The sequence below is a fragment of the Bifidobacterium sp. wkB338 genome, from assembly GCF_003688325.1.
GTDB classification, from domain to species: Bacteria; Actinomycetota; Actinomycetes; order Actinomycetales; family Bifidobacteriaceae; genus Bombiscardovia; species Bombiscardovia polysaccharolytica.
In genome coordinates this window covers 102,147-127,263 of record NZ_NPOR01000024.1, presented here as the reverse complement: position 1 = coordinate 127,263, position 25,117 = coordinate 102,147, and the positions used below count along the sequence as shown (strand labels likewise).

Sequence of the window (25,117 nt, the reverse complement as noted above, 5' to 3'; positions counted from 1 at the left end):
CAACTGGTTCAGGATGGTGCCAAGGCTCCCCGGACCACAGACCGGGAGCGGATGGGAGGCGATGACTGTATGAGTGACATGCATGAAGACGGCATGACAAAACTTGTTGAGAACTACCGAGAGGGCCGACGACGATGGGGTGTGGAAGATGCTGACAGGCGATGGCTCCGGCAACCCTTGACAGACTGGACTGCCGGCTTGAAAGGGCAGCAGCCGTACCCGCCTTTGGACTCCGATACAGCTGACCGTCTGGCTGTGGCCATCAAGGAGACCCTGGCCATACGCGACGGGCTTATTCTGTCCATCCTGGCGCCTGAGCCTGGTCTGCACAGGGATCGGTTGCTGGACCTGTGTGTTCGTCCCAACGATCCATCCAACGTGACGGCGCTCTGCAGCATTCTGGATGCGGTCTTCAAGGATCCTGCGACACGGCCGGACCAACCCCGTTGTCAGGCTGGACTGGCCATGCTTGAGGCCATGGCGGATAAGGTTCCGCCGGGGTTCCGGTCCCAGCCCCTGGCGGTCGCGGCCTATGTCGACTGGTGGAGTGGGGGATCCCGGGCGTCCAGTCTTGCTGAGGGAGCCCTGGACGACGACCGCTCATGCAGCTTGGCCGCCATCGTTCTAGCACTGATCGGCCGCAGTATCGACCCAGCTTGGAGGCAATCGGGCTGAATCGGGAATAATCGTCCCCCTAGGGTGGTTCACTTAGTGAGTCTACGATTTGACCTTGCCATAGCTGTGCCTTAAAAGCAGTGTCGGCGGGTGGGATGATCCAGGAGGAGAATTTGGCCACGAAGGACACCAAGTCAGCCAAGACAGCCACAGTGGATACCGGAAAGGGCCGGACCAGTTCAACCGCCGGCAAGACCAAGACCGCCACCAGGTCCAAGACCAGCAGCAAGGCGTCCCGCAAGACCACAGCCCGCAAGACCGCCACTGCCGGCACTTCGGCTACCAAGACGAACCACCGCCCGGCCTCCAAGACCACGAAGAAGGTCGAAGAGGAGCCCATCTTGCAGCAGGAGGAGCAAGAGCCCGACGAGGACCTGCTAGAGGACCAGGAGGAGGACGACCAGCTGGACAAGGGCGAGGATCAGCTGGAGGACGAGCCAGACGAGGACGATCAGGAGGAGGATGAGGCCTCTCAGGTCGAGGATGAGGCCGAGGAGGACCGCAAGGCCGCTCATGCCCTCGCTGCCAAGGTCAAGGGTGCCTTCGTTGTCGACGATTCTGATGACGACGAGAATGTCACCCCCTCAGGCAACCCCAAGCGTCGTGTGGTCACCGCTGGCGCCACTGCCGATCCTGTCAAGGACTACCTCAAGCAGATCGGCCGCGTCAGTCTGCTGAACGCCGAGCAGGAGGTGGACCTTTCGGAGCGTATCGAGGCCGGCCTCTATGCCCAGCATCTGCTGGACACCGAGGGCGAAGGCATGGACTTCAAGCGCCGCCGCGAGCTCAAGTGGGCTGCCAATGACGGGAAGAAGGCCAAGGATCATCTGCTGGAGGCCAATCTGCGACTGGTGGTCTCCCTGGCCAAGCGCTACACCGGCAGGGGCATGCTCTTCCTGGACCTGATCCAGGAGGGCAACCTGGGTCTGATTCGCGCTGTGGAGAAGTTCGATTACACCAAGGGCTACAAGTTCTCCACATACGCCACCTGGTGGATCCGCCAGGCCATCACCCGTGCTATGGCCGACCAGGCCCGAACCATCCGCGTGCCCGTCCACATGGTCGAAGTCATCAACAAGCTTTCCCGCGTCCAGCGACAGATGTTGCAGGACCTGGGCCGCGAGCCCACCCCCGACGAGCTTGCGCGGGAGCTGGACATGCCTGTCGAGAAGGTTCAGGAAGTCCAGAAGTATGGGCGTGAGCCCATCTCCCTGCACACCCCTCTGGGTGAGGACGGCGACTCGGAGTTCGGTGATCTGATCGAGGACACCGATGCCATCGCCCCATCGGATGCTGTGGCCTTCTCTCTGCTGCAGGAACAGTTCCAGCAGGTTCTTGAGACCCTGAGCCCCCGCGAGGCCGGCGTCATTAAAATGCGCTATGGCCTGGAGGATGGGCAGCCCAAGACCCTGGACGACATCGGCCGTGTCTACGGGGTCACCCGTGAGCGCATCCGCCAGATCGAGTCCAAGACCATGTCCAAGCTGCGGCATCCTTCGCGCTCGCAGACCCTGCGGGACTTCCTGGATCAGTGACCTCTACGCCCGGTGGGGAGACTCTGACACTGTCGAGGCCTCCTTGCTAGAAATGGTCATCGGTGCGTAAGCGACGGCCCATGTGAGGAGCTGTATCCTCCTGGGCGCCATGAGGTGAACGGCGAGGTAAATGGTGGCGAAAAAGCCTGATAAGGGAAAGTCCTATGGTGCCGGCAGTCTGACGGTCCTGGATGGTTTGGATGCAGTGCGCAAGCGTCCAGGCATGTACATCGGGACCACGGACAGCCAGGGGCTTATGCATTGCCTTTGGGAGATCATCGACAATGCCGTGGACGAGGCCCTGGCCGGCCAGTGCGACCACATCAAGGTCATCCTGCACCGGGACGGCTCTATCGAGGTTGACGACAACGGCCGAGGCATCCCTGTCGATATTGAACCTCGGACAGGGCTGACCGGCGTGGAGGTGGTCCTGACCAAGCTCCACGCCGGCGCCAAGTTCGGTAACTCTTCATACACGGCTGTTGGCGGCCTGCACGGAGTGGGCTCTTCGGTGGTCAACGCCCTGAGCTCCCGACTGGATGTGGAGGTGGACAGGGATGGCAAGACCCATCGGATGCGGTTCCACCAGGGTCATCCTGGCACCTATCAGGACCCAGATTCGGAGCATCCATCGCCTGACTCGCCCTTTAAACGCACCAGGAAGAACCGGCCTACGCCCCTGGAGGTAGTGGGCAGCGTGCCCAAGTCCCGTACCGGCACCAGGGTGCGTTACTGGGCTGACCCAGAAATCTTCAACCCCACGGCCCGGTTCAGCTACGCCCAGCTGATTGACCGGGTGCGTCAGACCAGCTTCCTGGTGCCCGGCCTCAAGATCACCGTGATTGACGACCGCATTCCGGCCACAGGAAGCGCCGAACAGGACCTGCGCCTTGAGGTTGACGGCGACCCCGCTCCGGTCCAGGACGATCAGGACATTCATGAGAACCTTCGTGAGTCGCCTGCCAGCGGCGACATCTCTGAAAAAGGTGCCGGAGACGAACGTGCCGAGGACACGCAGGCAGATGCTGCACTAACCTCGGTCGGACATTCAGATGGCTCTGATTCCGACGAATCGGATCATGAGAGGGATGACGCCAATCTTTCGGCCACTGAGCGGGCCGACCGGCTCATGCTCCAGCCGGAGGACGAGTCCGGCCATCAGCGGGTGGAGGAGTTCCTTCACACCGGTGGGGTGACGGACTTTGTTGACTTCCTGTCCAAGGGTGAGCCGGTCAGCGACATCTGGCGGATCAGTGGGCAGGACACCTACCAGGAGGAGACCCAGCGAGTGGGTTCGGACGGCGAGCTGCATGCCGAGCAGGTGGAACGTGTCTGCGGGGTGGATATCGCCCTGCGCTGGGTCAATGACTACGATTCAGTCGTCCGCAGCTTCGTCAATGTGGTGGAGACACCCGGCGGAGGCATGCACGTTGACGGGTTCATGAACGCCGTGACCCGTCAGGTGCGCAAGGCCGTGGAGGCCAACGCCCGCCGCCTCAAGGTCAACCTCAAGGACTCTCACACTAAGGTGGAGCGCGACGATGTCTTGGCTGGGCTGGTGGCCGTGGTCACGGTACGCATCGCCGAGCCGCAGTTCCAGGGCCAGACCAAGGATGTGCTGGGTACAGCCCAGGTCAAACCCATCGTCACTCGAATGACCGACGATCAGTTCGGCCAGATGATCAGTGGCTCCAAGCGCGGCTTCAAGGAGCAGTCCGGCCAAGTACTGGAGAAGATTGTCGGTGAGATGCACGCCCGCATCCAGGCACGCAAGACCAAGGAGGTCACCAGGCGCAAGAACGCCCTGGAGTCAGCTTCCATGCCCTCCAAGCTCTCGGATTCCATGCCTGGCAACGACGACATCGCTGAGTTGTTCATCGTCGAGGGCGACTCCGCCCTGGGTACGGCCAAGGCCGCCCGAAACTCCATGTTCCAGGCCCTGCTGCCCATCCGCGGCAAAATCCTCAACGTGCAGAAGGCCTCCCTGTCACAGATGCTGACCAACAAGGAGTGCGCCTCCATTATCCAGGTGGTCGGAGCTGGCTCGGGAGCCAGCTTCGACATCGACCAGGCCCGCTACAACAAGGTCATCATGATGACCGACGCCGATGTTGACGGCGCGCACATTCGCATCCTGTTGCTGACCCTCTTCTACCGTTACATGCGGCCCCTGATCGAGAACGGGCGGGTCTACGCAGCCGTGCCGCCCCTGCATCGAATCGCTCTTGCAGGCAAGAACAAGGGGAAGTTCATCTACACCTATTCGGACGATGAGCTGGAAGGCAAGCTGGCCGACCTACAGGCCAAGCACATCGACTACAATCCCGATGTGCAGCGCTACAAGGGTCTGGGTGAGATGGATGCCGACCAGCTGGCTGACACCACCATGGACCCCAGGACCCGCATGCTACGCCGTATCCGCATGGAGGATGCCGCTCAGGCGGCCGGAATCTTCCCCCTGCTCATGGGCGACGACGTACCGCCCCGCAAGCAGTTCATCGTGGACAATGCCGACGACTTCGACCGGAGCAAGATCGATACCTGATTGACCTTCAGGAATGTCCAAAAGGACGGGGAGAGGAACGTGACACATATGAACGATCCCTTGGGTAATTTCTCCCCGCAGACGGCGGACTGGTTCCGTCAGGCCTTTCCCGAAGGTCCCACGCCGACCCAGGTACAAGCCTGGCCGGCCATCCGTTCGGGCGGCAATGCGCTGATCATTTCGCCCACCGGTTCAGGCAAAACTCTGGCTGCCTTTCTTTGGGCCATTGACGAGCTCGTGACCAGGCCTCGGCGCTCTCGGGAACCAGGTGTCGCCGTGCTCTACGTCTCGCCCATGAAGGCCCTGGGGACGGACGTGGCCCGCAACCTGCAGGATCCGCTGGACGGCATCGCCGAGCGCTTTGCACGACAGGGACGAAAAGCGCCCAAGGTCCGGACGGGCATCCGCACGGGGGACACCGATGCCCGCGGCCGTAGGGCTCTGGCTGCTCATCCTCCGGATATTCTGGTCACCACCCCCGAATCGCTCTATCTGATGCTGACCTCAAAGACGGCCAGCACGCTGAAGAATGTCCAGACCGTTATTGTGGACGAAATCCACGTTTTGGCGGGCAACAAGCGCGGGGCCCATCTGGCGCTGAGCCTGGAGCGGCTGGACGACCTGGTTGGACGGCCAGTACAGCGGATAGGCCTGTCGGCTACGGTCCGGCCGCCCGAGCAAGTGGCCCGTTTTCTGGGAGGCAGCCGTCCCGTCAGCCTGATTCAGCCCAAATCGTCCACAGCCATGGACCTGCGGCTTATCGAACCCCTGGAGGACATGGGCGATCTGGCTGCGCCGCCCGGCCAATCGGGCCAGGATGGGCAGGATGGCGACCAAAGAAGCGGATCCATCTGGCCTGCCGTCGAGCGGGCCATTCTGGACCAGGTCCTGTCCCACCACACCACCCTGGTCTTCGTCAACTCCCGAGGTCTTGCCGAGCGCCTGACCGCCCGGCTGAACGACCTGCACCAGTCAGATCTGCAGGCCACGAATCACGACCAGCCAGGTTTATCCCATGAAACAGTCGAGTCCACCGGCAGGGCTGGGCAGACCAGGGAGCCCGCCCATTACGATTCGGCCACCGGGTCCACTTCCGATAGGACTTCCGGCCTGAGTGTCGACCAACCCATTGCCATGGCCCACCATGGTTCGGTGTCCAAGGAGCGCCGCCGCCAGGTTGAGGACGACCTCAAGGCAGGCAGGCTCCGGTGCGTGGTAGCCACCTCCAGCCTGGAGCTGGGCATCGATATGGGCTCGGTCGATCTGGTCATCCAGGTCAATGCCCCGCTGTCGACCGCCTCGGGGCTGCAGAGGGTGGGTCGGGCCGACCATCAAGTGGGACGGGTGTCGCAAGCCAGGCTTTTCCCCCTGACCCGCGAGCAGATCCTGGAGTGTACGGCCAGCATGGAAAGCATGGTCCAAGCCGATATCGAACCCACCATCATGCCCAGCAGTCCTTTGGATGTTCTGGCTCAGCAGACGGTGGCCGCAGCTGCCATGGGGCCACTCAAGGAGCAGGACTGGCTTGCCACAGTCAGACGGGCTGCACCCTTCGCCCACTTGGACCAGCAAGTCTATCGGGCGGTGCTGGGCATGCTCAGCGGCGCCTACACCTCCCAGGACTTCACCGCCTTCCGCCCTATCCTGGTCTGGGATCACCAGGCCGGCACATTGACAGCCCGCCCCGGCGCGCAACGCCTGGCGGTTACCTCCGGAGGCACCATTCCCGACCGTGGCTCCTACAGTGTGGTCATGCCTTCAGAGGCCGCTGGCGGCAAACCCCGTCGAGTAGGAGAGCTGGACGAGGAGATGGTCTATGAGTCCCGAAAGGGAGACGTGATCACCCTGGGCACCACCTCTTGGAGGATCCAGCAGATCACCCGCGATCGTGTGGTGGTGGTACCCGCTCCGGGACGCTCGGCCAGACTGCCCTTCTGGCATGGTGAAGGCACTGGACGTGACCCTGCCTTCGGCCGTCGCCTCGGCAAGCTTGCCAGGGAACTGTCCCAGGGTCTGATACCGGCGGTCCAGACCGCCTCCGGTCGGCCGGGCTTCACTCAAGCTGTCTGTTCTCGTCTGTTGGAAGACGGCCTGGACCGTCCTGCTATCAACAATTTGGCCGCCTTTCTGGCCGAGCAGCAGGCCTCTACGGGCCAGGTGCCCGACGACCGGCATCTGGTGGTCGAGCGTTGCCCCAACGAGGAGGGCGACCTGAGGCTGGTCCTCCATTCGCCATACGGCCGCAGGGTCAACGAGCCCTGGGCCCTGGCCATCACCGCACGGCTCTCCCGCGAGCGCGGCTACGACGGATCCGTCTGGGCAGGCGAGGACGGCATTGTCGTGCAGATTCCAGACACGGATGCCTTCCTGGAAGATCAGCGAATATTCGGATTCACCCCCGATCAGGTGGAACGCGAGGTTCGACGGCATCTGGTTGGCTCTGCGCTCTTCCAAGCCCGCTTCCGCCAGTGCGCAGCCCGCTCGCTCTACATGCCCAGGATGGAGCCCGGCCGCAGGGTTCCGCTCTGGCAGCAGCGTCTACGGGCCTCCCGTCTGCTGGATGCAGCCCTGAAGGAGGATGACTTCCCCCTGGTCCTGGAGACCATGCGCGAGTGCCTGCAGGACGTCTACGACATGCCTGCCCTGCGCGAGCTGATGGCCGACCTGGAGCAGGGGAGCGTCCGTCTGGTCCCGGCCTCTACCAAGGCCCCCTCGCCCATGGCCTCAGGGCTGCTCTTCGGTTACCTGGGTACCTTCATGTACCAGTACGACATGCCCAAGGCCGAGCGCGATGCCGCCATGCTGGCCATCGACTCCGACCTGCTGGAGCAGATGGTCGGCCAGGTGGACATGGCTGACCTTCTGGACCAGGAGACAGTAGACCAGGTGACCGCTGATTTGCAGCGGCTTTCGCCCAGGACCCGGGCCAAGGGGGCCGAAGGACTGGCCGACCTGCTGCGCATCCTGGGCCCCATGGATTTGGCGGGGATTCGCCGGCGCATGCACGGGCAGGAGGACGAACCGGCGACGGAGGCACAGGTTCGTGTCATTTTGGAAGAGCTGAAGGCCCAGCACAGGGTGGTACAGATCAGGCTAGGCGCTCGCGACTGCTGGGTATGGGCTGGTCAGGCGGGGCGGCTTACGGCGGTCCTGGGCCCAGGCATCCAGCCATCCCCTCAGCCAACAAAGGAATCAGACGGCGAGGCCTTCGACCAGCTGGTCAGGCAATACGCTGCAGTCCATGGGCCGTTCACCACCGAGGACCTGGCTGGCCACCTGGGCCTGGGCAGTGCCCTCTTGGAGGACAGACTGCGTTCCATGGTCGCACGCGAGCTACTCATGACCGGGGTCTTCCCCCGTCCTGACCTGAGTGCCTATGGTGAGCCCGGATGGGAGGGAGGCGAACCCCGTCGAGGATGGCTGGATCCCGAGGTCTTCCGTCGGCTGCGCTCGAGGTCCCTGGCCAAGGCGAGCAAGGCCGCCAGCCCCGTTCCCGGCCATGTTTACAGCGACTTTCTTCTTCATCGGCAGGGTCTGGCCCCCCTCGGTCAGGAACCCCTGATGGGCACTGAGGGGCTGCTGGAGGTAGTCGGGCAACTGGAAGGGCTGGCTCTTCCGCCTGCGCTCTGGGAATCGGCCATCTTCCCGGCCAGGGTGCGTGATTATGGTCCCGCATTGATGGACGATCTGCTGGCCGCGGGCCAGGTGGTCTGGGTGGGTTCCGAACAGGGCGAGGGGCCTCTGGGCGCCATGACCTTTTATCTGGCCGAGGACCTAGATGAGGAGCTGCCAGCACAAGCTGCCGGTTCTTTACCAGTCACGGATGAGGCCGACAACTCGAGCAACGTGGGCGATCTGGAAGAGGCCTTGCTGGGTGTTCTGGCTGATGGCGGAGCCTACCGCTTCGATCGGCTTCTGCGAGCCTGCGCCGGCCGGGGCAGGAGTGACATTGATTCCACTGATTCTGAGGCCCCCGACCAGGAGGCTCTGGCCAGGTCGCTCTGGTGGCTGGTCAGGCGTGGAATGGTCACCAACGCCTCCTTGGCTCCAGTACGGCGCCTTGTCCAAGGGTCAGGCCCACAGACCTCAGGTAGGACCCGCCGTTTGCCCCATGGATTGCGTGGACGAGGCAGGCCCTTGGGTCGTTCGGCCTTGACGCAGACAACCGGCTCATCAGCGCTGTCAGCCGCTGCAGAGGGGTTTTGGACTCTGGTTGCGGATGAGCGCGGAACAGCGGGAGGTGCGTCAGGGACTCGCAAGGCTGATTCAAGCGACGAGCTCAGAGGTAGCCAGGACGATGACCGGCAGCGGACAGTCCGCCTGGTCCACGAGGAGCAAGCCATCCTGGACCGTTATGGGCTCCTGGCTCCGGTACTGTCTGAAGTGCGGTCCCTCCCTGGCGGATTCTCGGCCCTCTATCAGGTCTGCAGACGCATGGAGGAGGCCGGCCAGCTGACGCGGGGAGTCATCGTTGACGGTTTCGGCGGCGCCCAGTTCGCCCCCCGGGAGGTGATCGACCAGCTCAGAGGTTTCCAAGAGGATGAGCGCGATAACGATGATTCCGGGCAACGGCCACCTGAACCCGTGGTCATGGATGTGACCGATCCTGCCAACCTCTATGGCACGGCTCTTGCCTGGCCAACCACAACAGGGGATGGCAGCGGTCGGCCCATTCGGCGCATGGGGAACGTCATGGTGCAGAACCGAGGCCGTGCCCTGGTCTATGCGGCACCCAAGGGTCATCATCTGCTGGTCTTCGGTAAGCCGGACCGTGGATTGCTGGAGAGCGCCTTCGCCCAGCTGGCCTCATGGCTGAGGCGGGGTGGGCAGGGACGCATTCTCTTCAGTGATGCCAATGGCCGACCCCTGACTATGCGCGAACCGGTGGGCATGGCCATGTCCGCTGCCGGATTCACGGCCGGGCCGGGCGGCATGGCCCTCTACTGAGCCTTTGCTGAGCGTTCTCATGCCACGAAGGCGATAGGTGCTGCCAGTTCCTGGCCGGAGGCATCCCGTCGCATGTCCACGTCGGGCAGTTCGACCGGCGATCCGGCAGCAGTGCTGGCGTGCAGGGGCCAGGAGCCCACCCGGGCCAGCAGCAGGGTGTCCTGACCTTTGAGGAAGCGCTGGGAGCGCACACCGCCCGTGCCACGGCCCTTGACCGGATACATTTCCAGCGGCGTCAGCTTGGCCGATCCGTTCTCGGTGCCTGGCAGGGCCTCGGAGTCGCCGGCCACGGTCAGGACCACGGCCCCGGCCTGGGTGCTCATGCCATCCTCGCCGGTCTCCTGGTAGGTCCAGCTGATCTCCCCTGCCGGTACGACCGCGAAGGTGGCGACCTGGCAGCCCTGGGCCAGACGTATGCCCGCCATGCCTGTTGCATTGCGGCCCTGGGGTCGGACCTTGTCCCCGGTGAAGGTCAGCAGGCTGGCATCCGAGGAGATAAGGACCATGCGGTCCCCGTCCTGGCAGGGGGCTGCGAAGACCACCTGGTCGTCATCCTTGAGGTCGATGACCGACCAGGAGTCCATGGTGGTCGGCGACTCGCGGTTCCAGCGCTTGACCTTGCCCAGGCGTGTGCCCAGGGCCAGAGGCTGGGAGTCGGTCATATTGATGACGGTGATGGCGTGCTCGTCGGCCTGGGGTTCGGTGCTGGCCGTTCCGCTCAGGAGCTCGTCGGCCACGATGCCTCCGCTCAGGTTGGTGTTGGCGGTGGCCGGGATCAGCGGCAGGTCGGCCACAGGAGCGGTGATCAGCCGTCCAGCTGTGGTGACCAGGCCGTATGTGGCCAGGGTGGTGGTGGCGAATATGGCTATGATCTGGTCGTCATGCCCCCGGTCCTGGTTGCGTGGCCGGGACCGCCATGCATCCAGGGCGCCTGGAGTGCTGCGTGCCAGCAGTCCGGTGGCGCTCATCATGACCGTGCAGGGCTTGTCCTCCATGTGCAGATCGCCACCATCTTCGCTGCGGCTGGTTCCTCCGTTGACCGCCAGTGCAGCCTTTCGGCCAGCACTGGCCTTACTGGTGGTCTGTTGAGCAGTCTGCTGATCACTGGCTGCCGACTGCACAGGGGCCAGATCTCCGGATGGCTCCTGGTCCAGGATGACCGTGCGCCTGGGTGTGCCCCACTGGGCCACCGCCTGATCCATCTCCTGGATGACCACCCGGTCCAGCTCGGCCGAGGAGTCCAGAATCCGCTCCAGTTCCTCCAGCTGCTTCTTGAGGTCGTCGCGCTCGCCCTCCAGCTCGATCCTGCTCATCTTGGTCAGCCGCCGCAGCCGCAGGTCGAGAATATACTGGGCCTGGGTCTGATCCAGGTCGAAGACCGCCATCAGCTTGGTCTTAGCCGCATCCGCGTCGTCCGAACTGCGGATGACCTGGATGACCTCGTCGATGTCGACCAAGGCCAGCAGGAGCCCTTCGACCAGGTGCAGACGCTCCAGGGCCTTCTTGCGGCGGAACTCGCTGCGACGGTGGATGACCGTCCGCCGGTGCTCCACCCAGACCTCCAGCAGCTCCTTGAGCCCCATGGTTCTGGGTCGTCCATGGACCAAGGCCACGTTGTTGATGGTGAAAGAGTCCTCCAGGGGCGTGTGCTTGAAGAGCTTGCCTAGGACCTTGCCTGGGTCGAATCCCGTCTTGATCTCGATGACCAGGCGGGTCCCGTTGTGCCGGTCGGTCAGATCGATGGCGCTGGAGATGCCCTCCAGCTTGTGGTTGCGCACCCCCTCGGAGATGCGCTCCAGAACCCGCTCAGGGCCCACCATGAAGGGCAGCTCAGTGACCACGATGGCCTTCTTTCGGGCGGTCACGTTTTCCAAGTGGGTGACGGACCTGGTCACAAAGGCCCCCCGGCCGTGCTCGTAGGCCTTGCGGATGCCGTCCCGCCCTACGATGATCCCGCCTCCGGGCAAATCCGGACCGGGTACATAGCGCATGAGTTCATCCAGCCCTGCGTCCGGGTGGGCCATCAGATACTTGGCGGCGGCCACCACCTCGCCCAGGTTGTGGGTGATCATATTGGTGGCCATGCCCACGGCGATGCCTGATGCTCCGTTGACCAGCAGGTTGGGGATGGCCGAGGGCAGGACCTGGGGCTCCTTAAGTTTGTTGTCGTAGTTGGGGGAGAAGTCCACCGTGTCCTGGTCGATGTCGGCGTTCATGCCCAGAGCCGCCGGGGCCAGCCTGGCCTCGGTGTAACGGGAGGCCGCCGGTCCGTCGTCCAAGGATCCGAAGTTGCCGTGGCCGTCGACCAGAGGCAGGCGCATGGCGAAGGGCTGTGCCAGGCGGACCATGGCCTCGTATATGGAGGAGTCGCCATGGGGATGCAACTTGCCCATGACCTCGCCCACGGCCCTGGCGGACTTCATGTATGGGCGGTCCGGGTTGAGGTTCATCTGGCCCATCTGGTAGATGATCCGTCGCTGGACCGGCTTGAGTCCGTCACGGGCGTCGGGCAGTGCCCTGGCATAGATGACCGAGTAGGCGTATTCCAGGAAGGACTTGCTCATCTCCTCGTTCAGGGGGGTTTCGACGATGTGCTCCTTGACCTGCCGGGGGTCGTACCCCGCCGCCTTGCTCCTGCGATGAGTTGCCATGCTCCAGCTCCTGCTCCTTCACGTTCCGCCTTATGATAACCGGACGGTCCGCCAAAGCGTGCCTGCTGGGTCCGGTGTCGGCCTGGGGTCTGACCGTGCTTGAATGGAAGGTATGGGTCTGGATACACCTGACATGAAGGAACTGCTGGAGCCGAGTCTGCCTATCCAATACGGGGACCAGGCGGGGGACAATCATGTTGGTGGACCTCGACATCTGTCCGCTGTCCTGCCCGCCCTGAGCGCATGTCTGGGAGTGCCTGTGGCCACTGACGTCCATCCGTCTGCCAAGGCCCTCCAGGAGGCCCTAGGGCTGCCTGATGCCCGGTCGGTTGTCATCGTCCTTGTGGATGGTCTGGGATTCTGGAACCTGGTCAGCCGTCAGGGCCATGTGCCCTACCTGCGCTCGCTGCTGTCCGAACCCATCAACCAGCGTCCCCTCTACACCAGCCTGCCCTCGACTACGGTGGCGGCCATGGGGGTCTTCGGCACCGGGACCAGCCCTGGACTGACCGGCATGACCGGCTACACACAGCTGAACCCCGACACCGGCCAGCTTGGCCAGATGATCCAGTTCAGAGGCGCTCAGGACCCCGAGCGCCTGCAGCGCCGTCCAACTGTCTTCGAGACCCTCCAGGCGCAGGGGGTCCGCGTGACCTCTTCGGGCCTGCCGCGTTTTCGTGACTCCGCCCTGACCCGTGCGGCTCTGCGCGGCGGAGAGTACCTGGCCCACAACCACTCCCGTCAGCGTCTCCTGGCCGCCTGCCAGGCTGCCCGCCAGCCAGGGCTGACCTACCTCTACATCCGCGATGTGGACAAGGTGGGCCATCACAGCGGTTGGGAGGGCGAAGAATGGGTGGCCGCTCTCGAAGCGACCGATGCACAGCTGGCCGAGCTTCATCGCCGCCTGCCAGCCGGGACGCTGACGGTTATCGTAGCCGATCACGGCATGGTCGAGGCTGATCCGGATCAGCGCATTGACATCGCTCAAGACCCGGAATTGAACCGGGAAGTGCGACTGGTTGGCGGCGAGCCCAGGGCCGTCATGCTCTATCTGGACCAGAGGGCGGATCCCAAGGTCGTGGCCGCCCGTTGGCGGGATCGTCTGGGGGAGCGGGCCTGGGTGCTGACCCGGGATCAGGCCATCGAAAGGGGAATCTTCGGCCCGGTGGACGTTCGGATTCGCCCCATGATCGGTGACCTTCTGATTCTGGCCGGTGACCGGGTCACCCTGGTGAATTCGGCTGATCAGACTGATGCAGCGACCAGACTGCCTGGCGTCCACGGCTCCTGGACCCGTCTGGAGACGCAGATTCCCTGCCTGATCGATCTGGTCTGATTGCTGGGGATAGAACCCTACAGCTACTTGCCGAAGAGGATTTCGTCCCAGCTGGGTACGGCCGACCGTCCGGAGTGCTTTTTGGCGCGTTTACTCCGGCGACCCTCCTTGGGTTCGTCCTCCTGACCGTCCTGACTGGCATCATCGACTTGATCCGGCTGCTGGAGCTGCTCCTGGTCAGCCTGGCTCTGCCCATGGCTCTGAACAGGAAGGACCATAGTGGACTCGGTGTCCCTGATTGGGGGATGCTCAGCCGTGTCGGGGTCCTCAGTCAGCTCGGCACTGAGGTGGTTGGGGTCTCGTTCGGCTGTCCGCTCCTGGCCTTCCTTGGGTTTGCCATAGAGCCAGGCCGTGAGCGCCGCCTGACGCTCCCCGTTCTCCTGGTCGCCCGATCCATGGTCCTCTTCCTCGTCCTCTATTTGGGCAAAGGCATCGTCCTGGCTTGGAGGGCGCCTGTCAGTCTGGTCATCGATCTCTTCGGCTGTGCCCTGGTCCAAATCGGGCCGATCCTGGCCATGGTCGTCTGCGGAATCATCCAGCAGCATCCTGGCTGCCCTGTTCAGGCAGGTCACAGTGTTGTCATGCATGTTCCAGGCCCAGCGGGCGTTGAAGATCCGCTTGTCCAGCGTAAACACGCCGTTGATGTTCCAGGGTTCGTACCCTCGTCTGGTGGCCTGCCAGGAAACCTGTGCCAGGCTGACCCCGGCACGGGCCAGCACCTTGCCGATCAGTTCCTGATAATTTCGCCCGCCCGACCCTTTGGGCGCCGGCATGGTCAGGAACTGCTCTATGGCATACTTCTTTTCGGTCTCCACCGGGGCCGCGAAACGCCGTACCAGCGCTTCGTTGACAGCGTATTGTTGTGCCACCTGCTCGGGGCGGGCGCCGGCACGCACAGCCGCCTGGATGGCCGAGACAGGTAGGGGCTTGGACTTGCCGGTCTGGGGATCCACATCCTCTTCCTCCTTGACCTGCTTGGCCTCAAGAATGGCGCGATCAAGCGCATCGTCGACCCGTACGGCGAAGTGCCGGTGGTCACAGACGAAGACCAGATCGCCCCTGTCGTCGACATGGTCAAAGCTGGCCATCCTGGTCCCATTCTCAGACATGCACGCCCCTATCCTCTTACGGTTCCTTTACACGGCCTCAGGTATTTCCATTGTGCCCTACGGTTGGTATTTTACGTGCTTTTGAAATCGTGTATCCTATGCGCAGTACATATCGTGTGGAATGACCGGTATACGAGGTGACTGGTCGAACAAGGAAAGGGTACACGATGGCACAAGATTACGATACCCCGCGAGACAAGGATGAAGACGAGGAATCCCTGCAGGAGCTCGGCAAAAGCGGCCAGGATGCCGGGGCCGATCTGGACGACGACGAGAACGCCATCGCCGAGGACTACGAGCTTCCTGGCGCCGACTTAAGCAATGAGGATTCTTCGGTGACCGTCATCCCCATGCAGGGCGATGAATTCATCTGCTCCAACTGCTTCCTGGTCAAGCACCGGAGCCAACTGGCCTACACCACCCCCGACGGCAAGCCCGTCTGCAAGGAGTGCGCCGCCTGATGGCCTATGACGAGTCCTACAACGAGCCAGAAACGGTCGAGATCCTGTTCAAGTCCTTGGGCGGGGCCGACGTGCCGGAATACGCCATGCCCGGCGATGCCGGGGCCGATTTGCGAACCAGGGTGGCTGTGGATCTGGCCCCCTTCCAGCGGGCGCTAGTTCCCACGGGAGTGGCCTTGGCCCTGCCCAACGGGTACGTCGGCCTGGTTCACCCGCGCTCGGGACTGGCAGTGAAAATGGGGGTGACCGTGCTCAACGCGCCGGGGACGATTGATGCTGGGTACCGGGGCGAGATCAAGGTGCCGTTGATCAACCTGGATCCTCATGAGTCGGTCCACTTCGAGCCTGGGGAACGCATCGCCCAGCTGGTCATCCAGCGTTACGTGCAGGCCCGTTTCGTGCCTGCTGAACGCCTGCCTGGCTCGGCGCGTTCGGATAGCGGATTCGGCTCGACCGGCCGCTGAGGCGCGGTTCGGACACGAGCGACCTGAATGGGCTATATCGAAGTGTAGGATTGGTGCATTATATCGGGATATTGGAGGCTTGAATGGTCACTCAGGAGGGCAGCGTCTGTAGCAATGATGTCGGCGATCAGGCCCCTTCTGGCTTGTCCTCCAGAGCCCTGGGCTGTGAGGTCAGCGACGATCCGCTCAATCCCCTGATGCCAATCTGGGAGATCTGCGCCGCCCATCATCCTGATGAGGATTTGTCCATGCTTCAGCGTGCCTATGACCGGGCCGTGGTCCAGCATGCCGACCAGAGGCGCAAGTCTGGCGAGCCCTACATCATCCATCCACTGGCTGTGGCACAAATTCTGGCTGACCTTGGCATGGGGCCCACGGTGGTTTCGGCCGGTCTACTGCACGACACCGTGGAGGACACCGACTACACCCTGGAGCAGTGCAGGGACGAGTTCGGCGACACGGTGGCTGGCTTGGTGGACGGGGTCACCAAGATATCCAAGATGGATTACGGCGATTCGGCCCAGGCCGAGACCATCCGCAAGATGATTGTGGCCATGAGCCGGGATGTCCGCGTCCTGGTGGTCAAGCTGGCTGACCGTGTGCACAACGCCCGCACCTGGCGCTATGTCAAGGCTTCATCAGCCCAGCGCAAGGCCCGTGAGACCCTGGACGTATATGCGCCCCTTGCCAACCGGCTGGGCATGAACGCCATCAAGACCGAGCTGGAGGAACTCAGCTTCAAGACCCTCTATCCCAAGATCTACAATGAAATCGTGGTCCTGGTCTCCCGCAGAGCCGGCCAGCGGGAGGTCTACCTGCAGCAGATCCTGGACGAGATTCACGAGGATCTGGATGCTCAGGGCATTAAGGCTCAGGTGACAGGGCGGCCCAAGGACTACTTCAGCATCTACCAGAAGATGATCGTGCGCGGGCACGATTTCGCCAACATCTACGACCTGGTTGGGGTGCGCATCATCGTGGATACCATTCGCGACTGTTATGCTGCCCTGGGTGCCGTCCATGCCCGTTGGAGCCCGGTGCCTGGGCGGTTCAAGGACTACATCGCCATGCCCAAGACCAACCGCTACCAGTCCCTGCATACCACGGTGGTGGGCCCGGGCGGCAAGCCGGTCGAGATCCAGATTCGCACCTGGCAGATGCATCGCCGCGCCGAATTCGGCATCGCCGCCCACTGGAAGTACAAGGAGAACGGTTCTGCGGGCCGCGAACTCTCCCAGCCCGACAAGTCCGACGTCAAGCGTGAGCGCCAGGAGGGGGAGCTGAGCCAGGAGGACAACCTGACCTGGATTCAGCAGCTGGCCGACTGGACCAGCGAGACTCCGGACTCCAACGAGTTCCTGGGTTCACTTAAGGATGATCTGGGCGCGGCCGAGGTTTACGTATTCACGCCCAAAGGCAAGATCATCTCCCTGCCGGCCGATTCAACGCCAGTGGACTTCGCCTATGCCGTCCACACCGAGGTTGGCCACAGAACGATGGGCGCCAGGGTCAATGGCCGCCTGGTCCCCCTGGACACCAAGCTGCGCAATGGGGACACGGTAGAGATTCTGACCAGCAAGTCCGACACCGATGGGCCCTCGCGCGACTGGCTCAGCTTTGCCAAGAGCCCCCGTGCCCGCAGCAAAATCCGTCAGTGGTTCAGCAAGGAGCGCCGTTCGGAGACCATCGAGGAGGGCAAGGACGAGCTCATCCGCGCCATGCGCAAACGGAACCTGCCCGTGGCCAGCCTGTTGACACCTGAAGCCATGGTGGGGGCTGCCGACGAGCTCAACTATCCCAATGAGAACGCGGTTTACGCCGCTATTGGCGACGGGCAGGTCTCCACTCAGAACGTGATCTCACGGCTGGTACATGATGCCGGCCGGTCGGCCCTTGAGGACGAGGTGGAGCAGGAGGCCATTCCCCTGCAGCGGGTCACCAAGTCCAGCCGGCCGGAGACCTCCCAGGGGATCTCGGTCAAGGGCGTGGACGATGTCTGGGTCAAGCTGGCCCGTTGCTGTACTCCAGTGCCAGGGGACCCCATCACCGGGTTCATCACCCGCAACCAGGGCGTCTCGGTTCATCGGTCCGACTGCCAGAATCTTCTGGAACTGCGCAAGAAGCAGCCCGAACGCATCATAGAGGTCTCCTGGACGGGCAAACAGGGCACTTTCATGGTCCAGATTCAAGTGGAGGCCCTGGACCGGCCCCACCTGCTCTCGGACATTACTCAGGTCCTGTCCGACCACGGGGTCAACATCCTGTCGGGCAGCCAATCCACCGGTCGTGACCGGGTCGCGGTCAGTCAATTCGTCTTCGAGATGGGCGACCCCCAACATCTGAATACGCTCCTGTCGGCTGTCAGGAAGATCGACGGTGTCTTCGATGCCTACCGGCTGACCGGAGCCAAGGGCTCGACCAGACCCCATATGCGGGCCATCTGACTTTCCCTGCAATCACCGTTATACCTACTTTTCCTCTTACTCTCGCGACGGCATTTTGCCGGTATCTCGTCAAATCTATTACTTGCTTTCAGCCTTGAAAATTCAACGGCTCAAAGTCTAAAAGAGGGTTATTAACGGTGATTACAGAAAGACCCCCGGTGGTCAATGACCAAGCCGGGGGTTCTAACGGAAACTGCTACAATCAGCGCACGGCGTTCATCCACTGCTCCTTGGTGGCCTTCTCGGCCTCCAGTTCCTGCTTCTTGGCCGGATCCTGCTCGGCGGCGATTCGCTGATCCAGGTCCTGAAGCTGGGCGGCCAGCTGCTGCTCGAAGCTGGAGACGCGGGCATCGGCCTCGGGGTCGGACTGGTTCCAGGCCGCATCTTCCACGGCCTTGATTTGCCGGTCCACGGCATCCATCCTGCCCTCGATTCGGCGCACATCGTCACGGGGGACGAAACCAATGGCGTCCCATTCCTCCTGAATCTTGGCCAGCTCCTGCCGGGCTTGCTTGGCGGCCTTGGAATCCTTGACGGGCAGCAAGGCCTCGGCCTTGGCCACCAGGGCCTCCTTCTTGGTCAGGTTCTCGCGCTCGTTGACCGAGGTCTTGTCCCGGTCGGCCTGACGGGCGTTGAAGAAGACATCCGCGGCCTGACGGAACCGAGCCCAGAGGGCGTCGTCATCCTGACGTCCTGCACGTCCGGCCTGCTTCCAGCGGTCCATGAGCTCGTTGAACTGATGAGAGGTGGGTCCCCAGTCAGTGGAGTCCTTGATCTGGTCGGCCTCGGCGATAATTTCTTCCTTGATCCGCTTGGTCTCGGACCGCTGGGCGTCACGCTGCTGGGCCCACTTGCGGCGGGCCTGGTTGAAGGTGGTGCGGGCGGAGGAGAAACGCTTCCAGAGTGCGTCCGCGTCGGCCTTGTCAATGCGGATGGTGGTGCGCTGGTGGTGCTGCCACTGCTCGAAGAGGGAACGGAACTTGTCTGCTGTGGATCGCCAGTTGGTGGAGTCGCCCAGGGAGGCTGCCAGATCTTCGGCCTTCTCTACGATGGCGGTCCGCTCCTTGATGGCCTTGGCCATGGCATCCTTGCGTGCTTGCGCCAGTTCAGCCTTGCGGGTCTGCCCCTTTTCGGCCAGCTGCTCCAGTTGCGTGCGCAGGGCGGCAAGGTCGCCGACTGCTTCAGGCTGACTGGTCTCCTCCTTGAGCGAGGTTATGGATTCGTCGATCTCGTGGGCCTTGATCTTGGGACTGCGCAGTCTGGAGGCGAATAGGTTCAGCTTCTCCTTGAGGTCCAAGTATCGGCGGGCGTAAAGGTCCAGGGCCTCCTTGGGATCTGCATTGGGGAACTGGCCCACCTGGCGCTCCTGGTCACCCTCGCGGACGAAGACGTTGCCCTGCTCGTCCACCCGGCCGAAGGCTTCTGCCTTGTCGATCTCCTCTTGGCTGTAGGTGGGAGCGGCCGGGGCGGCCTTGACGTGAGGGGCCTTGTGGGCCAGAGCTGCGGGGGAGGGAACCGCCTTGGGCTTGGGCGCAGCAGGTGTAGCTGCTTGCGCGGGCGCTTCAGCAGTTGCAGGCTGTGGTTCAGCCGGTACCGGTGCGCTCTGGGTTGGTGCATCCTCAGTAGATGCGGTCTGTCCGGGGGCAGCCTGTTCCTGCCCGGCTTCGGGCGTTGTCGCAGCGGCGACCTGGCCCTCCGCGTCCGCGGTGTGCTCCTCCTGCGGTGTCGAGGTGTTCTCGGGTGTGATGGCGGTGTTGTCGGCCATGGCCAGCTCCTTAGGCTTGTGTGTTGGAGAGATCGCAAAATATGGCAATACCATTTTCCTTGACCTCCTATAGTATAGGTTCTTATGGCAAAAGGCACATCTCTATCCGGTTTCCCAGAATGGCTTCCTTCGCAAAGAGTGGTGGAGCAGCGCATCCTCGACACGCTTCGCAAGGTCTTCGAATTGAACGGCTACATCGGCATTGAGACCAGAGCCGTAGAAGAGGGCTCCAGCCTGCTCAAGAAGGGGGAGACCAGCAAGGAGATCTACCTGCTCTCCCGACTGCAGGATCTGGGCCAGGAAAAGGATGTGCCAGTGGAGCGCCGGCTGGGCCTGCATTTTGACCTGACCGTGCCGCTGAGCCGCTATGTGGTGGAGCACAGCAACGACTTGACCTTCCCCTTCAAACGCTGGCAGATTCAGAAGGTCTGGCGAGGAGAGCGCCCCCAGGAGGGACGGTTCAGGGAGTTCGTTCAGGCTGACATTGACGTAATTGGCAACGGAGAGCTGCCCGACCACTACGAAGTCGAGGTGCCCCTGGTCATGCTGAGTGCTCTGGAGGAGCTGCGGGCCTTCGGCCTGCCCAAGCCCACTGTGCACGCCAACAACCGCAAGCTTTCCGAGGGATTCTACCGGGGTCTGGGTCTGGAGGATGTCGAGGGCGTTTTGCGCGAGATCGACAAGTTGGACAAGATCGGCCCTGACGAGGTGGCCAGCCTGTTGGTCAGTGAGTGCGGCGCCAATCAGGACCAGGCCAAGGCCTGCCTGGCTCTGGCCGAGCTGACCGCCGACGATGGCAAGCAGCTGCGCCAGCGGTTCGATGCCTTGGTTGACAAGGTTGGCATCGATAAGGAGTCTTCTTCGTACGCCTTGGCCATTGAGGGGCTGGAGACGCTGGCCATGATCATCGATGAGGCCGCCCGCATTCGACCTGGCTCGGTCATCGCCGACCTGAAGATCGCCCGCGGGCTGGACTACTACACCGGCTCTGTCTACGAGACCTTCCTGGAGGGGGCGCAGTCCCTGGGATCCATCTGTTCCGGCGGCCGCTATGACAATCTTGCTAACCAGGGCAACCGGACCTATCCAGGCGTAGGGCTGTCCATTGGGCTTTCTCGCCTGCTCTCCTACCTGCTGGCCCACGGGGTTCAGGCCTCCAGGGTTTCTCCGGCTGCGGTCATGGTCGCTGTCTGGGACGAGGAGGATCGGACCATCAGCAACCACATCGCCCAGGATCTGCGGGCCAGAGGTATTGCCGCTGATGTGGCGCCTACTGCAGCCAAGATTGGCAAACAGATCCGCTATGCCGACCACCTGGGCATCCCCTATGTCTGGTTCCCTGCCAAGGAGGGCCAGCAGGAGGGCGACCAGGTCAAGAACATCATCACCGGCGATCAGACTCCGGCTGACCTGGTGTCGTGGACGCCGGATAGCCTGTATGCCCGGCAGAGTGTGGAATACCAGGCCTGACGCAGGGGCAGGCCGAGCATTATGGAGGTACAGGAAAGCATGGGCCAGTCGGCTTACAGAACGAGCTACGCCACGGATGTCACTGAAGATATGGTCGGTCGCCAGGTGACGGTGGCCGGATGGGTGGATCGCCGCCGTGATCACGGAGGCGTGGCCTTCATCGACCTGCGTGACCGCTCCGGTCTGGTGCAGATCGTCATCTATGACGAGGAAGAGGCCCGGCCCCTGCGTAGCGAGTACGTCATCCAGGTCACCGGCAAGGTTCGCGAACGTCCTGAGGGCAATGACAACGAACACCTGTCCACCGGACACATCGAGATCGTTGCAGACAAGATTGAGGTTCTGGCCAAGTCGGCAGCCCTGCCCTTCCAGGTGTCCACAGCCCTGGAGAACGAGGCCGAGAACAAGCTGCCCGGCGAGGATGTGCGGCTGCGCTACCGTTATCTGGACCTGCGTCGCCCCTCCATGCAGCGCAACATCCGTCTGAGGGCCGCCATGAACCGTGCCGCCCGTGCTGCCTTGGACAAGATGGATTTCTGCGAGATCGAGACGCCGACCCTGATCAAGTCCACCCCCGAGGGCGCCCGTGACTTCCTGGTGCCGGCCCGCCTGGTGCCCGGATCCTGGTACGCCCTGCCGCAGTCTCCCCAGCTGCTCAAGCAGTTGCTGATGGTGGGCGGCTTTGAGCGTTACTACCAAATTGCCCGTTGCTACCGCGACGAGGACTTCCGCGCCGACAGGCAGCCTGAGTTCACCCAGCTGGACATCGAGATGAGCTTCGCCTCCCAGGAGGACGTCATGGCCATGGCCGAGCAAGTCATTGCCGAGGTCTGGAAGGCTGCAGGATTCGAGGTCACCCTGCCCATCCCCAGAATCAGCTGGCAGGAGGCCATGGACAAGTATGGTTCCGACAAGCCTGACCTGCGCTTTGGCAACCCTATCGTCGAACTGACCGACTACTTCAAGAACACCCCCTTCCGGGTCTTCCAGGCTCCCTACGTAGGCGCCGTGGTCTACCAGGGTGCGGCTAACCTGCCCCGCAGGCAGTTCGACGCTTGGCAGGAATGGGCCCGCCAGCGTGGTGCAAAGGGCCTGGCCTATGTCCAGTTCACCGGCGACGGCACTCTCAAGGGCCCGGTGGCCAAGAACCTGTCTGATGCCGAGCGCCAAGGCCTCAAGGAGGCCGTAGGCGCCACGGACGGGGATGCCGTCTTCTTCGCAGCCGGTCCCCGTGAGGCTTCGCAAACCCTGCTGGGCGCGGCCCGTGTGGAGATCGCCCGTCGCCAGGGGCTGCTCAAGCCCGACGAATTCGCCCTGACCTGGGTGGTGGACTTCCCGCTCTTCAAGCCCACCGACGACCCGGACGACGACGATGTGGCTGTGGGCCATTCTAAGTGGACCTCCATGCACCATCCCTTCACCATGCCTTCGGCCGACTGGATCGACCGCTTCGACAAGGATCCCGAACACGCCATGAGCGACTCCTATGACATCGTCTGCAACGGCGAGGAGATGGGCGGCGGCTCGGTGCGTATTCACCGCGACGACATTCAGGATCGGGTCTTCAAAGTGCTGGGCATCGGCCCCGAGGAGGCCCAGGAGAAGTTCGGCTTCCTGCTGGAGGCCTTCAAGTACGGCGCTCCTCCCCACGCAGGCATCGCCTTCGGTTGGGACAGGACTGCCCAGATCCTGACCGGAGCGGACTCCATCCGCGATGTCATCGCCTTCCCCAAGTCCGGTGGCGGCCAGGATCCCATGACCGGGGCTCCGGCGCCCATCTCCGACCAGCAACGCGCCGAGACCGGCGTGGACTGGGAACCGGATCAGGAGGATGCCGACTGAGCGCACATTGTCACTGATCGACGAGAGTCTAAAAGGGTTGGAATTCTGCGGGGTTTCGGCCCTTATTGTTTATGCCGGTTTAGGCGCTGCGGGTCAATCGGTCGCGTTCGGACAGTGGCTCCGCTTTTCAGGAGAACCGTTTCTATGGCCGCTCTGCAACAAAGATTGAGTAAACTGCCCAATATGAGCGAAACAACCAAACAGCCGTCGGAGCGGATTCTGCCGGAGAAACCGGCCTCGGATCGCCCCGTCCAGGATAACTCCGGGCCGCTGGTCGAGCTGGCGCACGTCGAGAAGCATTTTGGCAACCTGCACGTCCTCAAGGACATCAACCTGCAGGTTGATACCGGCGAAGTGCTGGTGGTGGTCGGCCCCTCAGGCTCCGGCAAGTCCACCATGTGCCGGACTATCAATCGTCTGGAGTCCATCGACTCCGGTGTCATCAGGATCGAGGGAGAGCCTTTGCCTCAGGAGGGACGCGACCTGGCTCGGCTCAGGGCCGAGGTGGGCATGGTCTTCCAGTCCTTCAATCTGTTCGCCAACAAGACCATACTGGAGAACATGACCCTGGCACCCATCAAGGTGCGCCATATGCCCAAGAAGGATGCTGAGGACCTGGCCATGGACCTCTTGGCCCGGGTGGGCGTGGAATCCCAGGCCTCCAAGATGCCCTCCCAGCTCTCAGGCGGCCAGCAGCAGCGTGTGGCCATAGCCCGCGCCCTGGCCATGCAGCCCAAGATCATGCTCTTCGACGAGCCCACATCGGCTCTTGACCCGGAGATGGTCAACGAGGTGCTGGATGTGATGATTCAGCTGGCCCAGGAGGGCATGACCATGATCTGCGTGACCCACGAGATGGGCTTTGCCCGCCAGGCCGCCGACCATATCGTTTTCATGGCCGATGGACGGATCCTGGAGAAGGACGACCCCGACGACTTCTTCGATCACCCCAAGACCCAGAGGGCCGCCGACTTCCTGTCCAAGATTCTGACCCACTGAAGCAGGAGGGAAGCGTATCCGCATGAATGCAAGCATGCATGGCATGGGCCAGCCGTTGAAACGGCTTGCCAGGAATTTGACCGCGATCCTGTGCGCTTTGGGTTGCCTGATCTCCTTGGCGGCCTGCGGCTCCGACAAGGAGGCAGGCAAGATTCGGGTGGGCATCAAGTTCGACCAGCCTGGTCTGGGCTTCAAGAAGGCCGGAACCTATGTGGGCTTTGACGTGGACGTGGCCACCTACATCGCCGACAAGCTAGGTTATAGCCCCGACGACATCGTCTGGAAGGAGGCCCCCTCCAAGCAGCGTGAGGCCATGCTCCAGAACGGCGACGTGGACATGATCCTGGCCTCCTATTCCATAACGGATGAGCGCAAGCGGGCCGTCTCTTTCGCTGGACCCTACATCGTGGCCGGACAGGACCTGCTGGTGCGCAAGGAGGACCACCATATCCGTGGCCCCGAAGACCTCAATGGCAAACGACTGTGCTCAGTGACCGGATCCACCTCGGCCGTCACCGTCAAGAAACGGTTCGCCAAAGAAGTCCAGCTGATGGAGCAGCCGGGCTACGCCGAATGCGCCACCGCCCTCTTCTCTGGCATCGTTGATGCAGTCACCACTGACGACATCATCCTGGCTGGTCTGGCTTCCGCCTCCCGTGGAAGGCTGCGGCTGGTGGGCAAGCCCTTCACCCAGGAGTACTACGGTGTGGGCATCAAAAAAGGCAATACCAAGCTGGCCCACAAGATCAACGCGGCTCTGGCCGACATGGAGGCCAACGGCTCCTGGCAGCGGGCGCTCGAGAACAACACCCGGGGCACCCATTACAAACCCGATCCGCGCTACAACCCACCTAAGCCCAAGGAGGGGGAGTGA

General features: G+C 62.8%; 15 protein-coding genes. 12 read left to right on the top strand and 3 right to left on the bottom strand.

The annotated features are described in order from the left end of the window. The first annotated feature begins 69 nt into the window (after window positions 1–69). The 4 genes from CI603_RS05555 to CI603_RS05540 all read left to right on the top strand — a co-directional run bounded on the left by CI603_RS05555 (window position 70) and on the right by CI603_RS05540 (window position 9,702). On the top strand, window positions 70–675 hold the full coding sequence (locus tag CI603_RS05555) for a DUF4192 family protein (RefSeq protein WP_183122259.1): 606 nt from the start codon (window positions 70–72) through the stop codon (window positions 673–675). A 113-nt stretch (window positions 676–788) separates the two neighbouring features. Next, complete coding sequence (locus tag CI603_RS05550) at window positions 789–2,210, top strand: RNA polymerase sigma factor (RefSeq protein ID WP_183122258.1); 1,422 nt, start codon at window positions 789–791, stop codon at window positions 2,208–2,210. 130 nt (window positions 2,211–2,340) lie between these two features. Beyond that, on the top strand, window positions 2,341–4,755 hold the full coding sequence (locus tag CI603_RS05545) for a type IIA DNA topoisomerase subunit B (protein WP_121913348.1): 2,415 nt from the start codon (window positions 2,341–2,343) through the stop codon (window positions 4,753–4,755). Between the two features lie 48 nt (window positions 4,756–4,803). Continuing rightward, complete coding sequence (locus tag CI603_RS05540) at window positions 4,804–9,702, top strand: ATP-dependent helicase (protein ID WP_121913347.1); 4,899 nt, start codon at window positions 4,804–4,806, stop codon at window positions 9,700–9,702. A 17-nt stretch (window positions 9,703–9,719) separates the two neighbouring features. Here CI603_RS05540 and CI603_RS05535 read toward each other — a convergent pair whose 3' ends face one another. Continuing rightward, window positions 9,720–12,353, bottom strand: coding sequence for a DNA topoisomerase (ATP-hydrolyzing) subunit A (locus tag CI603_RS05535; RefSeq protein WP_121913346.1), 2,634 nt, complete (start codon window positions 12,351–12,353; stop codon window positions 9,720–9,722). A 112-nt stretch (window positions 12,354–12,465) separates the two neighbouring features. Here CI603_RS05535 and CI603_RS05530 point away from each other — a divergent pair, with 112 nt between their 5' ends. Further along, window positions 12,466–13,689: an alkaline phosphatase family protein gene (locus CI603_RS05530; protein WP_121913345.1), complete on the top strand. Its 1,224-nt coding sequence runs from the start codon at window positions 12,466–12,468 to the stop codon at window positions 13,687–13,689. Between the two features lie 23 nt (window positions 13,690–13,712). Here the strand turns inward: CI603_RS05530 and sepH are convergent, their stop codons facing one another. Then, entirely contained in the window at window positions 13,713–14,798 is a 1,086-nt protein-coding gene (gene sepH, locus CI603_RS05525; RefSeq protein ID WP_121913344.1) for a septation protein SepH, read from the bottom strand. Window positions 14,799–14,965: 167 nt separating this feature from the next. Between sepH and CI603_RS05520 the strand changes: the two genes are divergently transcribed. The 3 genes from CI603_RS05520 to CI603_RS05510 all read left to right on the top strand — a co-directional run bounded on the left by CI603_RS05520 (window position 14,966) and on the right by CI603_RS05510 (window position 18,167). Then, the gene (locus CI603_RS05520) at window positions 14,966–15,259 is read left to right on the top strand and encodes a DUF4193 domain-containing protein (RefSeq protein ID WP_024627827.1); all 294 of its coding nucleotides are present in this window, start codon (window positions 14,966–14,968) and stop codon (window positions 15,257–15,259) included. Then, complete coding sequence (gene dut, locus CI603_RS05515; RefSeq protein ID WP_121913343.1) at window positions 15,259–15,723, top strand: dUTP diphosphatase; 465 nt, start codon at window positions 15,259–15,261, stop codon at window positions 15,721–15,723. Before CI603_RS05520 ends, dut begins: the two co-directional genes overlap by 1 nt. A gap of 83 nt (window positions 15,724–15,806) precedes the next feature. Further along, window positions 15,807–18,167: a bifunctional (p)ppGpp synthetase/guanosine-3',5'-bis(diphosphate) 3'-pyrophosphohydrolase gene (locus CI603_RS05510; protein ID WP_259465486.1), complete on the top strand. Its 2,361-nt coding sequence runs from the start codon at window positions 15,807–15,809 to the stop codon at window positions 18,165–18,167. 202 nt (window positions 18,168–18,369) lie between these two features. Here the strand turns inward: CI603_RS05510 and CI603_RS05505 are convergent, their stop codons facing one another. Next, a complete protein-coding gene (locus CI603_RS05505) occupies window positions 18,370–19,932 on the bottom strand; it encodes a DUF349 domain-containing protein (RefSeq protein WP_121913342.1) in 1,563 nt (520 codons plus the stop codon). An 84-nt stretch (window positions 19,933–20,016) separates the two neighbouring features. Between CI603_RS05505 and hisS the strand changes: the two genes are divergently transcribed. The 4 genes from hisS to CI603_RS05485 all read left to right on the top strand — a co-directional run bounded on the left by hisS (window position 20,017) and on the right by CI603_RS05485 (window position 25,117). Further along, window positions 20,017–21,402 carry a histidine--tRNA ligase gene (gene hisS, locus CI603_RS05500; protein ID WP_121913341.1) on the top strand — a complete coding sequence of 462 codons (1,386 nt, stop codon included), beginning with the start codon at window positions 20,017–20,019 and terminating at the stop codon, window positions 21,400–21,402. A 39-nt stretch (window positions 21,403–21,441) separates the two neighbouring features. Beyond that, a complete protein-coding gene (gene aspS / locus CI603_RS05495) occupies window positions 21,442–23,244 on the top strand; it encodes an aspartate--tRNA ligase (RefSeq protein WP_121913340.1) in 1,803 nt (600 codons plus the stop codon). A gap of 183 nt (window positions 23,245–23,427) precedes the next feature. Beyond that, window positions 23,428–24,243: an amino acid ABC transporter ATP-binding protein gene (locus CI603_RS05490; RefSeq protein WP_269749061.1), complete on the top strand. Its 816-nt coding sequence runs from the start codon at window positions 23,428–23,430 to the stop codon at window positions 24,241–24,243. A gap of 43 nt (window positions 24,244–24,286) precedes the next feature. Further along, a complete protein-coding gene (locus tag CI603_RS05485; protein ID WP_046323731.1) occupies window positions 24,287–25,117 on the top strand; it encodes a glutamate ABC transporter substrate-binding protein in 831 nt (276 codons plus the stop codon).

Coding starts and splice junctions, on each gene's coding strand:
- CI603_RS05530 (WP_121913345.1), top strand. CDS start 12,466: ATGGGTCTGGATACACCTGACATGAAGGAACTGCTGGAGCCGAGTCTG.
- CI603_RS05505 (WP_121913342.1), bottom strand. CDS start 19,932: ATGGCCGACAACACCGCCATCACACCCGAGAACACCTCGACACCGCAG.
- CI603_RS05520 (WP_024627827.1), top strand. CDS start 14,966: ATGGCACAAGATTACGATACCCCGCGAGACAAGGATGAAGACGAGGAA.
- CI603_RS05490 (WP_269749061.1), top strand. CDS start 23,428: ATGAGCGAAACAACCAAACAGCCGTCGGAGCGGATTCTGCCGGAGAAA.
- dut (WP_121913343.1), top strand. CDS start 15,259: ATGGCCTATGACGAGTCCTACAACGAGCCAGAAACGGTCGAGATCCTG.
- CI603_RS05510 (WP_259465486.1), top strand. CDS start 15,807: ATGGTCACTCAGGAGGGCAGCGTCTGTAGCAATGATGTCGGCGATCAG.
- CI603_RS05540 (WP_121913347.1), top strand. CDS start 4,804: ATGAACGATCCCTTGGGTAATTTCTCCCCGCAGACGGCGGACTGGTTC.
- aspS (WP_121913340.1), top strand. CDS start 21,442: ATGGGCCAGTCGGCTTACAGAACGAGCTACGCCACGGATGTCACTGAA.
- sepH (WP_121913344.1), bottom strand. CDS start 14,798: ATGTCTGAGAATGGGACCAGGATGGCCAGCTTTGACCATGTCGACGAC.
- CI603_RS05555 (WP_183122259.1), top strand. CDS start 70: ATGAGTGACATGCATGAAGACGGCATGACAAAACTTGTTGAGAACTAC.
- CI603_RS05545 (WP_121913348.1), top strand. CDS start 2,341: ATGGTGGCGAAAAAGCCTGATAAGGGAAAGTCCTATGGTGCCGGCAGT.
- CI603_RS05535 (WP_121913346.1), bottom strand. CDS start 12,353: ATGGCAACTCATCGCAGGAGCAAGGCGGCGGGGTACGACCCCCGGCAG.
- hisS (WP_121913341.1), top strand. CDS start 20,017: ATGGCAAAAGGCACATCTCTATCCGGTTTCCCAGAATGGCTTCCTTCG.
- CI603_RS05485 (WP_046323731.1), top strand. CDS start 24,287: ATGGGCCAGCCGTTGAAACGGCTTGCCAGGAATTTGACCGCGATCCTG.